Below are 14,659 nucleotides of genomic sequence, written 5' to 3'. Positions count from 1 at the left end.
TGGTTAGACAAATTGGATATAAGAATAACAAACTAATGAAGGGACCACTATTTTACTCGAAAATACTTTTGTTCGGCGAATACGGAATAATTAAAGATTCTAAAGGTCTTTCTATTCCCTATAATTTCTTTAAAGGTGCTCTCAAAGTATCTGAAAATCCAGATGAACAAGCCGTTAAATCCAACAAAAGTTTAAGCGAGTTTACAAATTACTTGGATAAAATTCAGAATAAAGGTGTTGTTAAATTCGATTTACAAAGATTGAAAGAAGACGTTGAATCTGGAATGTATTTCGATAGTAGTATTCCTCAAGGATATGGAGTAGGAAGTAGCGGAGCATTGGTGGCTGCGATTTATGATAAATATGCGGATAATAAAATTACGGTTTTAGAAAACCTAACACGCGATAAACTACTGAAACTTAAGGAGATTTTTGGGCTAATGGAATCATTTTTCCATGGTAGTAGCTCAGGTTTAGACCCTTTAAATAGTTATTTGAGTCTTCCGATCCTTATCAATTCTAAAGATAATATAGAACCGGCAGGAATTCCTTCGCAAAGTGTGGACAATAAAAAGGGAGCTGTGTTTTTATTAGACAGTGGAATCGTTGGAGAAACTGCTCCTATGGTTAGTATCTTTATGGAAAACATGAAACAAGAAGGCTTTCGTACAATGCTTAAAAATCAGTTCGTAAAGCATACGGATGCATGTGTTGATGATTTTCTTCAAGGAGATATAAAATCATTATTCTCAAACATCAAACAATTATCTAATGTTGTTTTAGATAATTTTAAACCTATGATTCCTAAACAATTCCATGCATTGTGGAAAAATGGAATAGAAACTAACGATTATTATCTTAAGTTATGTGGTTCTGGTGGTGGAGGTTATATTCTAGGATTTACTCAAGACTTAGATAAAGCTCAATCTGCTCTTAAAGATTATAAATTAGAAGTGGTTTACAACTTTTAATAAGAACATATCAGAATGCTTTCCAGAAAAAATAAACTCATTCTTCTAAAGTTATTGAGTCTTTTTTCTATTGTTAGGGGGTATAATATTCTCGTGATTGTCTTAGCACAATACCTTACTTCTGTATTCATTCTAGCTCCTCATATACCGTTAAGAAATGTTCTTTTTGATACTAATTTGTTTGTAATTGTTTTAGCGTCTGCAGGAGTAATTGCAGCTGGATATATTATTAATAATTTTTACGACCGAGAAAAGGACCTCATAAATAGGCCTCAGAAAACTATGCTGGATCGTTTAGTAAGTCAGCGCACTAAATTAACTGGGTACTTTGTGCTAAACTTTCTTTCAGTAATACTTGCTAGTTATGTTTCATTTAGGGCAGTTATGTTTTTCTCCTTATATATTTTTGGGATATGGTTTTATTCCCATAAACTTAAAAAAATGCCTTTTTTAGGAAATTTTGTTGCTTCAACATTATCTATAACACCTTTTTTTGCTGTATTTATCTACTATAAGAATTTTGACGAAGTTGTTTTTGTTCATGCAACTTTTTTATTCTTAATGTTGGTGATGAGAGAAATGGTTAAAGATCTGGGAAATCTTAGAGGTGATGTGGCTCAAAATTATAAAACCATACCTATTCTATATGGAGAGAGGACTTCTAAAAGATTAATTAGTTTACTCGTACTTGCTTCTTGCTTTCCTATTTATCTGTTATTAACAAGGTATGAAATAGGTTTTATGCACCTCTATTTCTATATATGCTTAGGACTGTTATTTTTATTTCTGATTGCTTTATGGAAATCATACGAGAGAACACATTATGTTTGGTTGCATAACACTCTTAAGCTGATTATTGTGTCTGGTGTGTTTAGTATCGTATTAATTGATGTTCATATGATTTTGGATAAGATATTTTGGTAGAAAATCAAAAAGCAACTACATTTTACCAATGTAGCTGCTTTTATATGTTTTTGAATGTAAGTTTAAGAATCAGGATTCAATACCTTTAATCTTAACGTGAATATTTCATTTCCTGTTCTTGTGATATCAGAATCTACTTTTTTGTAGTTTAATCTATTTTTTACATAATCTACTACTGCTTCTTTTTCTGAATCAACGTTTAGGATTACAATTTCACCTTTAATATTTAATACAAACTCTATACTAGCGTTAATTTCATTACGATCTAATTTGATCTGCGGCTTTTCTAATAAAAGAGCTATTTCACTTCTTAGTTTTTGTTTGTTTGTTTCTTTTGTGTTTTTGTCATTTGCAAAAATTTGAGTTGATGCTAGAACTACTACTAATAATACAATTAACTTTTTCATTTTTAATGTTTTAATTTGAGTTATAAAATATTGTTTGTTTAAATTTTATACTACAAATGTAGATGTGGCAGGTAGATTTTTTTTTGTTTGAATTTTATTAGAATGTGTTCCTAAGTTTACCATTATGTAAAAAAGTGAACGTTTTAACATAAATTGAACTTTGAATAATATATACTTTTTATAAGTTTACTTTGGGAGTATGAAGGCAGATTATTTTTTTTGCTGTTAAATTCTCAAATCTTAATATTGTTGAAATGCGAATAATTAAATTTTAGCGACTCCTTTAATGTTAACTTAACGTTATCTTGGGGTTTAGCCGTATCGCTGATATTTGAATTTAAGTAATTGAAAATCAATTTTTTGAATGTTAATTATTCGTTAACTAAATCCTTAAAATTTGTAAACCTTAACGGCATGCTTGAATACAAAAAGATAAAACTAGACATTCTTAATGAAGAATCAATTACTTACTGTTGCATTGGCACAGATATCACCAATATGGTTAGATAAAAAAGCCACTATAGAAAAAATAAAAAATTCAATTGTCGAAGCTGCCTTAAAAAAAGCAGAGCTTATCGTTTTTGGAGAGACATTGTTACCAGGTTATCCGTTCTGGGTTTCACTAACCGACGGAGCACAATTTGATAACACAATTCAGAAAGAAATTCATGCGCACTATGCTCAGAATGCCGTAGTAATAGAAAAAGGTGATCTGGATACAATTTGTAGTTTAGCAAAAGAACACGAAATAGCGGTTTATTTAGGTATTATAGAACGACCATTAGATAGAGGAGGTCATAGTTTATATGCTTCGTTGGTATATATAAATGAAGATGGAGAAATTAAATCAGTACATCGTAAATTACAACCCACATATGAAGAACGATTGACTTGGGCACCTGGAGATGGAAATGGACTTCGGGTACATTCTCTCAAAGCATTTACTGTGGGAGGTTTAAATTGCTGGGAGAACTGGATGCCATTACCAAGAGCAGCTTTATATGGGCAAGGAGAGAATCTGCATGTTGCCGTTTGGCCAGGAAGTGATTATAATACCAAAGATATTACTCGTTTTATAGCTAGAGAATCTAGATCCTATGTGATTTCTGTTTCGAGTTTAATGAGTAAAGAAGATTTTCCTGCAACTACACCGCATTTAGACGGAATTTTAAAAAAATCTCCGGATGTTTTGGGTAATGGAGGTTCTTGTATTGCAGGGCCCGATGGAGAATGGATTCTAGAACCTGTTCTTAATAAGGAAGGATTGTTAATGGAAACCTTAGATTTTAATCGTGTGTTACAAGAACGTCAGAATTTTGATCCAGTTGGACACTATTCTAGACCTGATGTTACACAATTGAGTGTGAGTAGAGAACGTCAAAGTACTGTTAGGTTTGATGAAGAATAGTTGTTATTTCTAACAACTAAACAGCTATCTTTGCAAAAAATGTAAGATATGAGTCGTGGAGACAATTCCAATAGCGGAAAAGGAAGTGGAAGACAAGGAGGGAATCCTAAAAAGAAATCATATACTAGAGGTAATGCTCCTGTGAAAAAAGCAAATAACTCACCAAAGAAGATTTCTGATTCTGATGAAATTCGATTAAATAAATTTGTGGCTAATTCTGGTGTTTGCTCCAGAAGAGATGCAGATCTCTATATCAAAACAGGTAGTGTTTGGGTAAATGGTAAACCAATTACCGAAATGGGTTATAAAGTAAAGCTAACTGATGAGGTTAAATTTGATGGACGACTGATAACTCCGGAGAAAAAAGAATATGTATTGCTTAATAAACCCAAAGGTTTTGTAACCTCTACTAGCCCAGAGAAAACTAGAACAGTAATGGATTTAGTAGCCAATGCTTCTAAAAACAGATTAAAACCAGTTGGTAGATTAGAACGTAATACGACGGGATTATTACTGTTTACAAATGATGTGGATTTAGAAAAGAAACTGACTCATCATAAAACAGGAGTTCGTAAAATATTTCATGTAGAATTAGATCGTAATCTTAAGTTCGAAGATTTTCAAAAAATAGAAAAAGGGATCAAATTAGAAGAAGGTTTTATTCAAGTAGATGAGATTTCTTATATAGAAGGAGCTGCTAAAAGTGAAATTGGAATTCAATTGATGTCTTCTAAAAATGGAATAGTAACAAAACTTTTTGAACACCTAAAATACGGTGTTGTGAAACTAGATAGAGTTATTTTTGCAGGATTAACTAAGAAAGATCTTCCTAGGGGTCATTGGCGTATACTTACCGAACAAGAAGTTATTAATTTGAGAATGATGTAACTGTAAGATTAATAAAAAGGTAAAAAAATGAGCAAGACTAATAATCTTGCTCATTTTTTTTAATACCTATCTAGCAATTCTTTTAACTCATCGTAATATTGTTTAGAAAGATAAATACCATTATGCCCAGCACCTTTGATGAGTGTAAGTTCGATTTTATCGGGATATAACTTTTTTAATCGTTTAGAATGATCTTCTGGTTTGATCAGAAAATCTTTAGCACCGTGAAAAACCCGAATAGGGGATTGAACCTCTCCTAAGAATTTATAGGATGGAATTTCGTAATTAATCAATGCTTGTGGAACAGGAGCTATATTGGCTATGAATTCGTTCCAAGCATAATAAGGAGCTTCTAAAATAAGAAGTTTAGGGTTATTCTTTGCTGCAGTATACGATGCAAAACCTGTTCCTATTGAATACCCTAATACAATTACTTCTTTTTCTTCATAACGAGTAAGCACATAATCATATATTTTTTGGGCATCATTATACAGTTCAGATTCTTCCTCGTAAAAGCTATCACTTTTACCATATCCTCTGTAATCTACGAATAAGACATCAAAGCTATTTTCTGTATATAAATATGCTCGTTCTCCCCATTCATGAATTGCCCCTGCATTGCCATGAAAGTATAGGATTATGCCTTTACTAATCGAATCAGTTTTAAATAATAAAGCATTTAAATTCACATCATTCTCTACAGCAATATTGATTTCTTCAAAAGACTGATCAAAAGAATATGTATAATCCTTGGGTAATATTTTAGGGTTAAAAAAGAAACGTTCTTGTTTTACATATAGAAATATATATCCGCAAAGAATCAAAATAATAATGAATACTATAAATCGTAATAATCTTCTTCCTATTTTTCTGAAATTAATTTTCAAAATGTTGTTATGTTTTTTTTAGTACAAATAAATTTGCTGAAGACTCTAAATAAAGTATAAAGCCTTTTTCCTTTTCGTTAAAGAGCTTGATATTTTCAGACCCTAATAATTTCAAAATTTCATTATTAAATGTAGAGTTGAAATTAATCGAGAAAACATTGTCATAATGATGTTGAATTTCAAAATCTCCGCTATCAATTTTTTCTGAATCTTCAAGTAAGATGAATTGATTTTTAATAAACTTAATTTGATAATTACAGTACAATCTATTCGAATTCGATTCACAGTAATGTTTAGTGGTCATATACTTACATAGATCCCAATCGTTTTGCAAAGACTCTATTGCAACAGAAGAAGTATCTTGAGAAAATAAAAAACCACTTATAAATGGCACTATAAATAGATAGTATATTGTACTATGTAATGTAAATCTCAATTATAAATAGATTTTAATGAAACTATTTTTGTGTTTTTAAACACTTCGAAAATAAAAATACCAAATACAATACTATATTCTAGAGCAACAAACCATAAATTTTCTTTAAAATCAGGGTGTATATATGCTGTGTAGCTAAATATAATAACAAAAGACCACCATATAGGGAACTTATATTTTGTAAAAATACAAAGCGCTAAAGGAACCGCTAGATACCAGGGATGTACTGTAGTTGACAAGAAATAATAGCTGCAAATACCTATCATCATTACTGTAATTAGCTGATTAGTATTTTTGTTTTTCCTTAAAAAAGTGAGTAGTAGAAGGATCCCAATCACAATTAACGGTAAAATCTTACCAACCGTGCCAATAATATTCCAGCCAATAGTTTGGTAACCTACCCAACGAATGATATAATAAATACTAGCATTGAATTCAAAATTTTGAAACCAAAGACCAATAGTTTCGCCGAAATTGGAGATAAATTCTAAAGATAAGAAAGGAGCAAAAAGAAGTACAGTGGTTATAATAACGATACAATAAAATCCAATAAGTTTTAAGAACCTATATGTTAGGTTTAGATTGTCCGAGTTTATTATGAACTTCTGAAAAAATAGCGGTAAAAATAATAATGGAATTAGTTTAACTGAAACAGAAAGGGCTAGTGCAATAGCCGCCCAATACCAATAACCTTTTTGTAGTAAATATAATGACCAGATAATGAAAAATATCATAACTGATTCAAAATGAAGGTTTCCAGTGAGTTCGAGAATTACAAAAGGATTCAGGATATACCAAAATATTCTGTTTTCCGGTATCTGAAGTATTTTTAATAATTTTCTTCCAAAGAAAAATGCACCGACATCTGCTAAAATAATCAGTAATCGCATAACTACTACCGAACCTAGAATACTTTTTCCAGCAAAAATTCCGGCGATTAAGTAACAAAATTGACTGATTGGAGGATAATTGGTATAATGACTACCATTAAGTGTCCCCATGCCTTCATATAATTCTTGTGCTTGAGCAATTGGAGCACTGCCTTGTGCAATCCATGTTTTTGGTAATGATAGATATGGATTAAATCCTTCCAGTAACATGCGACCATCCCAGATAAATCGATAAAAATCTTGAGATAGATTAGGTATGGCTAATAGAAATACGATTCTAAATCCCAAAGCAATACCGGCGAGTAATTTAATGTTATTAGGATTGGTTTTAATAATTTTATAAGAAAGAAAGAATAATCCGGTCCATAAACCAAACATTTTTATAAAATCTATTCGTTCTAATTGATATGCAAAACTCCAATAAAATAAAGCACAAATCAGGGTGAAGATGATGGAAAATTTATTGTATTTCCATAGTCCTATCATTACATTTTAGAAGTAACAGATTTAAAGAATACAAACCCGAACCCAAGAAACAGCATAATATGGAATAAAAATAATCCAAAATCTTGAAGTTTAAAGGCGCTGTAAAGAGCAAATCCAAAATAACACATAAGCAATGCTTCTATAATTGTGTTTCCAGAAATATTTTTATTGACATACTTATTTCCTTTCCAGGAATCCTTAAGTGTATTTATATTAAATTTTGGTGTTCTTACAAATTCACTTTTCTTTCCGAAATGACCTTCTAAAACCGCCATTGAATTATGTACAGAGAACCCCATAGCTATCGAAAAGAATGTGAAAAACATCTTTATATATTCTATAAAATTCCAAAATCCACCATTATGAATTTTCTTAAAGGTGTGCCAGTAGCAAAAGAAAAATATGACAGTACTTAACGCAAAAAAGGCAATCACATTAAAGTACCAACTAAACATTGGGTTGCTATTCTTTATGTACATCACTGGAACACTTAATATTGCAACTAGTAGTACTAATAAAAACATACTACTATTTAGTAAATGAAAGAAACTATGGAATTTGGTTTTAAACGGTACCGTTTTGTCTTTCAACATTTTCCAATACAGTTTTTGGAAATTTTCTGCAGCACCTTTGTTCCATCTAAATTGTTGTGAACGGGCAGCACTTATAACAACTGGTAATTCTGCAGGAGTCTCTACTTCTTCAAGGTATTTAAATTTCCATTTTTTGAGCTGTGCTCTGTAGCTTAAATCTAAATCTTCTGTCAATGTATCTCCTTGCCAGTTTCCAGCATCTTCAATACATTTCTTTCTCCATACACCCGCTGTACCATTAAAATTAATAAAGTGATCTTTGTAATTACGACCAACTTGTTCCATTGTAAAGTGAAAATCCAGTGCAAAAGCTTGAATTTTAGTTAACATAGAATAATCTCTATTGATGTGTCCCCAGCGTGTCTGAACAACACCAATATTTTCTTTTTTGAAATAAGGAATTGTCTGAAGCAACCATTTTTCACCTGGTAGAAAATCAGCATCAAAAATTGCTATAAATTCACCTTTAGCAATTTTCAGTCCTTCTTTTAAGGCTCCTGCTTTAAATCCAGTTCTGTCCTCACGACATATATGTTGAATATCTAAACCTGTTTTTTGTAGTTTCTGGATATGAGTTATAGTGGTTTGCACAGATTCATCTGTAGAATCATCTAATACTTGTATTTCTAATTTGTCTTTAGGATACTCTAATAGGGCAATATTATCCAGTAAACGCTCCATAACATAGAGTTCATTATAAACTGGTAACTGAATCGTAACGTAAGGAGTTTCTTCTTCTTTAGAAAGATCAAAAGTAGGAGAGTTATCGTTTATTTTGCGAGACTTAAGGTAGTTGAAAAGTAAATTCAACTGTGCCAAACTGTACAAGAAAATTATTAGTAAAGCTACTGTATAAATAACAATGATAGCAATATCCATTACGCAAAGCTATATTTAAAAATCCAACTTAAAATCTTAACGCCTGCAAAGATAGCACCTTTTATGGTTCCTGAAACTTTTGAGACACCTATTCTCTTTTTATAGCGAACAGGAACTTCTATATATGTAAAACGTTTTTTTATGGCCTTTAGTTGCATCTCTACAGTCCATCCATAAGTTTTGTCTTGCATTTCTAGCTCCATAAGCTTATCATATTTAATTGCTCTAAAAGGTCCAAGATCTGTGAATTTTGCACCAAAAAATAAATTCATTAAACTGGTAGCAAGCCAATTTCCAAAAATTTGAGGAACAGTCATAGAACCTGATTCTCTTAATTTTTTATCTCTTGCTCCAATGACCATATCTATATCTTGGTTTATAATGGGAGCAACAATCTTTGTCAATTCTTCGGGATAATCACTGTAATCACCATCTAGAAATACAATAATTTCTGGAATAGTTTTTTGCGAAGCAACATACTCTAATCCCTTGAGACAGGCATACCCATACCCCATTCTTTCTTCTCTTAATACAACAGCACCAGCTTGTTTTGCAACAGTTTCTGTATTGTCGGTAGAATTATTACTCACTACAATTATCTCAGAAACACTCTTAGGTATTTCTTTAATTACGTGACCTATAGAGCCTTCTTCATTGTAGGCAGGTATGATAACTTTGATCAAGGGATTCATTTACAGGGAAGCATTGGGATTGTCTTTTTTGAAACTGAAAATATCTGTCCATTCTCCGGTTTTTTGATCATCAACGTATTTCTCTGCTTTAAAAAGTTTGTTATTTTTATATAATAGACAGTACCCGTTTTTTTTATTATTTCGATATTGATACTTTCTAGTAATTCGATCTTTCTGATTACTAGCGGCAATATCGTAAATAATCCACCATTTCTCTGCTTTATCGTTTGTAAAATGCCCTTCTTTAATGAGTTTATTTTCTAAGGAATAAAAATACCAATATCCTTTTTTCTTATTATTTCTATAATGTCCTTGCTCCATTACATTTCCATTGGGATGATAGGTGTACCAATAATCTATCTTTTGATTATCCATCTTCCAACCTTCAGCTTTTATAGAACCATCACTGTAATATTCTTTTTGGTATTTTTTTTGGACCACTATTTGGTTACCAAAAAAAGAATATGCCACTAATAATATGAAAAATTTGTGTATCATCTATGTATTACTATACGCACTTAGACGATACCCTTATGAAATACCAACAAAAATTAATAAAAAAACACAACTTTAATGATCGTCTAATTGTAAATTGGTGTATCTATGTTCTTACTTTTTTAATAAAAAAATAATAATAAAGTGCTTTTTATCGATTTTTTTGTTAACTTTAACGATGTTATTGGAATTTAATTTTTATTTCTACATAAAGTTTAACGGGGCTAAATAAATTGATATTTATATGAATATTAGTAACACATCCCGAAAATTACCGAAATTCTTTCAATTTGACAAAGTGTTGTTTACCGTAATGTTTATTGCATTACCAGGAATAATATTAGATGGTATTGTAGAGTACAATGAAGGAGGGCTAAGTATTTATTTTAAAAGAGCAGTTATCACTTTTGCAATAGTTGCTATTAGTTTACTACTACAGAAAGGCGGTTTGATCAGAAAGTCTAGATTACTTACGCTGGCCGTATATACCATTGTCTTAGGAATGATGTCCTCTCTTTTTTATGGAGTATTAGATCCTAATTTCAAATTTGAATCATTCTTTTTAAAAGTAGAAGTAATCGTATCTCTATTATTTTTTGCTGTGGGAATGCTGGTACATTTTAGGCATATCATCTTTTTACTTACGATTAATTTTATTTTCATCACATTATGCACGTTTTATTACCCTAAATTTCCGATAGAGAAATTGGCATTTTACTTTGTGATTGTGAGTGGAGGCGGTCTAATGGCATATTTTTGTCAGCGTTTATTAGTACAGCTATCTAGAAAGGTCAAAGAGGCAAATAGATTGATAAGTATCAAAAATGAAGAGCTTAAAGAAATGAATCAATCAAAAGATGATCTCTTTAGAATTATTGGACATGATCTTAGAACGCCTTTCTATCAACTTAGATCTCTTATCGATATGGTAGATGAAGTAGATAATGTTGAGGAACGAGATCAGATAAGGAATATGATAAAAGAGGCTGCTGACAAAGGCAATAATTTGTTAGAAGATTTATTAGAATGGGGTAATATCTATAAAAAGCAATCACAGGTTTTGCTGGAAACCAAGAAGATTTCTGTTATTGTTGATAAGGTTTTTGCATTTTCTAATTTGAAAACGAAAAATAAAGAAATTAGTTTAATAAATGAATTACCAAAAGATCTTAAAGTTACTATAAATCCTGCAATGATGGAGACCGTTATGAGAAATTTAATAGCAAATGCCATAAAGTTTTCTCATCGTGGATCTGATATCATTGTAAAATCCGAAAAAATTGGAGGACAAGTAAGAATTGCAATAGAGGATAAAGGAATAGGAATACGTAACGAAAGTCTTTATGATCTTTTTACTACAGAAAAGAATAATTCTACAACAGGAACAGAAAATGAAAGAGGTACTGGTTTTGGTTTAAGTATCGCTAAGAAACTAGTGGAAAAGCAAAACGGAGTTTTGGAAATAGAAAGCGAGTATAATAAAGGAACGACAATTAACCTGTATTTTCCACACACGATGAGTGCGTAATTATTTTACAACCTCACCTTAATGTATAAAAAAACAGCCTATTTATAGGCTGTTTTTTTATATATTGAAGCTATTGAGTTTATTTGTTATTTACAAAATCCATTAGATCTACATCATTCCCTAATAAAATTTCATTAGAATTGATTCTTCCATCTAAACCATCGTTTTCTAGTTTTAATACACCTCTAGGGCATACAGCAGAACAAATTCCGCAACCTACACAACTGGATCTTACAATGTTTTCACCTTTTTGAGCATAAGCACGCACATCGATACCTTGTTCACAATATGTAGAACAATTACCACAAGAAATACATTGACCTCCATTAGTAGTAATTCTAAATTTAGAAAATAATTTTTGTTGTATTCCCATAATTCCTGCCATTGGGCAACCCATACGACACCATATACGGTTCCCAAGAATAGGATAGAATCCAGTTCCGATAACACCAGAGAAAATGGAACCAACACCAAAACCATAGAAAGTTCTTAGTGCACTATCAAATGCATATTCTTTAGTATTTAGACCAAAAGAAAAATATGAGGCATTAATTTTAATCTGATTAAGATCTACAAAAGCAATAAGCACAAGAAAACCAATAGTTAGTATAAATGCACCTATAGCTCCTTTAAAAGCACTATTGTTTAGTTGATCCCTTTTGAAGTAGGAAATCCCAGCAAAAACAATTGTTAAAAATGATCCAACACTAATTAGAAATGTGTTTTTGGTAAACCAGTATTTAGTAGCATCATATCCTAGATAAGTAGAAATAGTTGCTACTGTCATCACTACAGAAAAAACTAATACGCCATTAATCATCCAACGTTCGAATTTCCACGCTTTCAGACTCTTGTCAGACAACTGGCGGAAAGAATCTCCTGCAGTCTCAGCTAATCCTCCGCAACCACAAACCCAAGAGCAATACCATCTTTTTCCGTACTTATAAGTTAACCACGGAGAAATTACAAATACCATTAATACTGCAAGGATTAAAAAGAATAGTCCAATATTTTGCGCATTAATGAATTGATCTACCCGCCATTGTTCAAATGCATAATAGTTAAGAGGCCACATATTCTTTAGATCATTATAAGGCAAAGAAAAAGTGTCCGAATTTAAACGAGCCATTAATTCTGGTATTACAAAAGCAAAAGCAGTCTGAAAAAACATAACGCTCATAGTACGTAATTGCTCGTAGCGATTGTGTTTGTATTTCATCAAAAACTTTATCCCAAAACCAACGATGGCTACAGTATATAGTGTTCCATATACAAACCATTGGCTAGCAGGATTACCACTTAGTAAACGACTTAAAGGATCAAATAATCCAACTAATCCAGTATTGGTTCCGTCTACTCCTTGTCCTAATCCTAATAATTCAGCAAAAAAGTATAAAACGATATAAAAGCCTGTGAGAGCAACTCCTGCCATCCAGGCAAGCACTCCTCTTGATGACATAGATTTAAACCAGACTCCATCATTTTTTATTCCTTCTAATTTTTTGTCATAAGATCCTTTTGAAAAAATGATAATACCTATTATTAAGGCTGATAAAGACATTGTAAGCCATAACCCTTTGTTAGGTAAGTTTAAATTAAAGGCTGCTAATAATAAAACAAGGAGTCCTGACATTCCAATAAGGACACCAATTTTTTGAATTGTGTTGAGGCTTTTAGGAGGTTGTCCTGTTAATGCCATATTTCTTTCTACTGCCATGATTTATGCGTTTATTGTTTGTTGCTTTTGAAAAGCATTTAAAATATCTTTTTCGAAATGTTTAAAAAACTCTGGATCAAAATTGGCTTCTAATAGATGTTCTATAACATAATCCACATCTTTTTTCTCTGTTAGCCATTTATCAAATACTTCATGACGCATTCGTATACCAAACGTATTTATACCAAGAAATTCTCGGGTTTCTTTATGATAAGAAATGGTAACACACTTTGTGTCATCTTTATGTATCCAATGAAATTGTTCCTCATATTCTTTGGGTTTACCAAACACCCATCCATAGGTCTGATACTCAATATCCAAAAATTTCGCACTGTTAAACCAATGCCCAGGTTTATATTCTAGTTTATTTCCGCAAATCGTTTGTGCAACCGTTTCACCCATCATTCTACCGGTATACCAAACGGCTTCAATAGGTCTTCTATTTCCTATAGCTTCATGTTGCTCCGCACAATCGCCAATCGCATAAATATTAGGAATATTTGTTTCTAGAAAACGATTTACTTTAATACCTCTTCCTAGTTCTATTCCAGATTCTTTTAAGAAATCTACATTAGGTGATACTCCCGCCGTAAGACCAACAACATCACACTCAATAACCTCACCTGTTTCAGGAATTACTACTGCTTTTACTTTTCCATTTTCATCAGCTATAATTTCTTTGAGATTCATTCCTAAACGAAGGTCAATATGATGATTCTTGATATGTCTATTAATCATTGCTGATTCACCAGCTGGCAAAACCCCATTCCAGAAACTATCTTCTCTAACTAAAAAAGTAACAGGAATATCTCTAGAACGTAACATTTCTGCCAATTCTATACCTATTAATCCTCCTCCAACAATTACGGCTCTTTTACAAACCTTATTCGTAGGAGCGTATTTTTCAAGATTTTCAAGATCTTGTTTGTGATACATTCCCATTACACCATCCAGATCCTGGCCTGGCCATCCGAACTTGTTTGGTTTGGAGCCTGTGGCGATAATAAGTTTGTCATATTGTAGGTTTTCTCCACTATCGAAAATTAATTGACTTTTTTGGTGGTCTACTTTAGAAACAAATCCCTTTTTTAATTCAATTCGGTTTTTTTCCCAAAACCAATTTTCATAAGGTTGTGTGTGTTCAAATTTCATATGCCCCATATAGACATACATTAAAGCAGTACGAGAAAAGAAATAATCCGTCTCAGCAGAGACAACAGTGATTTTTTTATCGGACATTTTCCTGATATGCCTTGCAGCAGTAACACCAGAAATTCCATTGCCGATAATTACAATATGTTCCATAAAGATTTGTGTTAGTTGAATTCGATTTTTAGCTAAAAAAAATAAAGCTTCCATCTGTCAGTCGTTCATAAATATAAGAACTTAAAGAGTATTAATAATTTAGAATTAATCTAAAAAGCCGAGTTTATGTAAGTTTTTATAAGCAATTCGAAC

14 protein-coding genes are annotated in these 14,659 nt (G+C 31.7%); 5 read left to right on the top strand and 9 right to left on the bottom strand.

Annotated features, from left to right (window positions below; genetic code table 11):
* The first annotated feature begins 35 nt into the window (after window positions 1–35).
* Window positions 36–971 (top strand): mevalonate kinase, encoded by a 936-nt coding sequence (locus Q0921_RS21245; RefSeq protein WP_299260599.1) that lies wholly within the window; start codon window positions 36–38, stop codon window positions 969–971.
* A 15-nt stretch (window positions 972–986) separates the two neighbouring features.
* Window positions 987–1,895 (top strand): geranylgeranylglycerol-phosphate geranylgeranyltransferase, encoded by a 909-nt coding sequence (locus Q0921_RS21240; RefSeq protein WP_299260500.1) that lies wholly within the window; start codon window positions 987–989, stop codon window positions 1,893–1,895.
* A gap of 62 nt (window positions 1,896–1,957) precedes the next feature.
* Here the strand turns inward: Q0921_RS21240 and Q0921_RS21235 are convergent, their stop codons facing one another.
* The gene (locus tag Q0921_RS21235) at window positions 1,958–2,302 is read right to left on the bottom strand and encodes a hypothetical protein (RefSeq protein ID WP_299260498.1); all 345 of its coding nucleotides are present in this window, start codon (window positions 2,300–2,302) and stop codon (window positions 1,958–1,960) included.
* A 451-nt stretch (window positions 2,303–2,753) separates the two neighbouring features.
* Between Q0921_RS21235 and Q0921_RS21230 the strand changes: the two genes are divergently transcribed.
* Window positions 2,754–3,710: a carbon-nitrogen hydrolase family protein gene (locus tag Q0921_RS21230; protein WP_299260496.1), complete on the top strand. Its 957-nt coding sequence runs from the start codon at window positions 2,754–2,756 to the stop codon at window positions 3,708–3,710.
* A 48-nt stretch (window positions 3,711–3,758) separates the two neighbouring features.
* On the top strand, window positions 3,759–4,598 hold the full coding sequence (locus Q0921_RS21225; protein WP_299260494.1) for a pseudouridine synthase: 840 nt from the start codon (window positions 3,759–3,761) through the stop codon (window positions 4,596–4,598).
* Window positions 4,599–4,657: 59 nt separating this feature from the next.
* Here Q0921_RS21225 and Q0921_RS21220 read toward each other — a convergent pair whose 3' ends face one another.
* The 6 genes from Q0921_RS21220 to Q0921_RS21195 are packed head-to-tail and all read right to left on the bottom strand — an operon-like array spanning window position 4,658 to window position 9,959.
* Entirely contained in the window at window positions 4,658–5,485 is an 828-nt protein-coding gene (locus Q0921_RS21220; RefSeq protein WP_299260493.1) for an alpha/beta fold hydrolase, read from the bottom strand.
* Window positions 5,486–5,492: 7 nt separating this feature from the next.
* Complete coding sequence (locus tag Q0921_RS21215) at window positions 5,493–5,921, bottom strand: hypothetical protein (RefSeq protein WP_299260492.1); 429 nt, start codon at window positions 5,919–5,921, stop codon at window positions 5,493–5,495.
* Window positions 5,918–7,297, bottom strand: coding sequence for a mannosyltransferase (locus Q0921_RS21210; protein WP_299260490.1), 1,380 nt, complete (start codon window positions 7,295–7,297; stop codon window positions 5,918–5,920). The genes Q0921_RS21215 and Q0921_RS21210 overlap by 4 nt, the downstream gene beginning before the upstream one ends.
* Window positions 7,297–8,769, bottom strand: a complete 1,473-nt coding sequence (locus Q0921_RS21205) for a cellulose synthase family protein (protein ID WP_299260488.1) — start codon at window positions 8,767–8,769, stop codon at window positions 7,297–7,299. Before Q0921_RS21205 ends, Q0921_RS21210 begins: the two co-directional genes overlap by 1 nt.
* A complete protein-coding gene (locus Q0921_RS21200) occupies window positions 8,769–9,461 on the bottom strand; it encodes a glycosyltransferase family 2 protein (RefSeq protein WP_299260486.1) in 693 nt (230 codons plus the stop codon). Before Q0921_RS21200 ends, Q0921_RS21205 begins: the two co-directional genes overlap by 1 nt.
* Window positions 9,462–9,959, bottom strand: a complete 498-nt coding sequence (locus Q0921_RS21195; RefSeq protein ID WP_299260484.1) for a hypothetical protein — start codon at window positions 9,957–9,959, stop codon at window positions 9,462–9,464. It lies immediately after the preceding gene.
* A 241-nt stretch (window positions 9,960–10,200) separates the two neighbouring features.
* Here Q0921_RS21195 and Q0921_RS21190 point away from each other — a divergent pair, with 241 nt between their 5' ends.
* On the top strand, window positions 10,201–11,484 hold the full coding sequence (locus Q0921_RS21190; RefSeq protein ID WP_299260482.1) for a HAMP domain-containing sensor histidine kinase: 1,284 nt from the start codon (window positions 10,201–10,203) through the stop codon (window positions 11,482–11,484).
* A gap of 79 nt (window positions 11,485–11,563) precedes the next feature.
* Here Q0921_RS21190 and Q0921_RS21185 read toward each other — a convergent pair whose 3' ends face one another.
* Together Q0921_RS21185 and Q0921_RS21180 are read right to left on the bottom strand one after the other, a co-directional pair.
* On the bottom strand, window positions 11,564–13,201 hold the full coding sequence (locus tag Q0921_RS21185) for a 4Fe-4S dicluster domain-containing protein (RefSeq protein WP_299260480.1): 1,638 nt from the start codon (window positions 13,199–13,201) through the stop codon (window positions 11,564–11,566).
* 3 nt (window positions 13,202–13,204) lie between these two features.
* Window positions 13,205–14,506, bottom strand: coding sequence for an FAD/NAD(P)-binding oxidoreductase (locus tag Q0921_RS21180; RefSeq protein ID WP_299260478.1), 1,302 nt, complete (start codon window positions 14,504–14,506; stop codon window positions 13,205–13,207).
* Between the last annotated feature and the right edge of the window lie 153 nt (window positions 14,507–14,659).

Source organism: uncultured Aquimarina sp., assembly GCF_947496855.1.
Taxonomy (GTDB): Bacteria; Bacteroidota; Bacteroidia; order Flavobacteriales; family Flavobacteriaceae; genus Aquimarina.
This window is presented reverse-complemented; position numbering and strand designations above follow the sequence as displayed.

Bases quoted from the DNA above. Each gene is read 5' to 3' on its own strand.
- Q0921_RS21245 (WP_299260599.1), top strand. From the start codon at position 36: ATGAAGGGACCACTATTTTACTCGAAAATACTTTTGTTCGGCGAATAC.
- Q0921_RS21240 (WP_299260500.1), top strand. From the start codon at position 987: ATGCTTTCCAGAAAAAATAAACTCATTCTTCTAAAGTTATTGAGTCTT.
- Q0921_RS21235 (WP_299260498.1), bottom strand. From the start codon at position 2,302: ATGAAAAAGTTAATTGTATTATTAGTAGTAGTTCTAGCATCAACTCAA.
- Q0921_RS21230 (WP_299260496.1), top strand. From the start codon at position 2,754: ATGAAGAATCAATTACTTACTGTTGCATTGGCACAGATATCACCAATA.
- Q0921_RS21225 (WP_299260494.1), top strand. From the start codon at position 3,759: ATGAGTCGTGGAGACAATTCCAATAGCGGAAAAGGAAGTGGAAGACAA.
- Q0921_RS21210 (WP_299260490.1), bottom strand. From the start codon at position 7,297: ATGATAGGACTATGGAAATACAATAAATTTTCCATCATCTTCACCCTG.
- Q0921_RS21205 (WP_299260488.1), bottom strand. From the start codon at position 8,769: ATGGATATTGCTATCATTGTTATTTATACAGTAGCTTTACTAATAATT.
- Q0921_RS21200 (WP_299260486.1), bottom strand. From the start codon at position 9,461: ATGAATCCCTTGATCAAAGTTATCATACCTGCCTACAATGAAGAAGGC.
- Q0921_RS21195 (WP_299260484.1), bottom strand. From the start codon at position 9,959: ATGATACACAAATTTTTCATATTATTAGTGGCATATTCTTTTTTTGGT.
- Q0921_RS21190 (WP_299260482.1), top strand. From the start codon at position 10,201: ATGAATATTAGTAACACATCCCGAAAATTACCGAAATTCTTTCAATTT.
- Q0921_RS21185 (WP_299260480.1), bottom strand. From the start codon at position 13,201: ATGGCAGTAGAAAGAAATATGGCATTAACAGGACAACCTCCTAAAAGC.
- Q0921_RS21180 (WP_299260478.1), bottom strand. From the start codon at position 14,506: ATGGAACATATTGTAATTATCGGCAATGGAATTTCTGGTGTTACTGCT.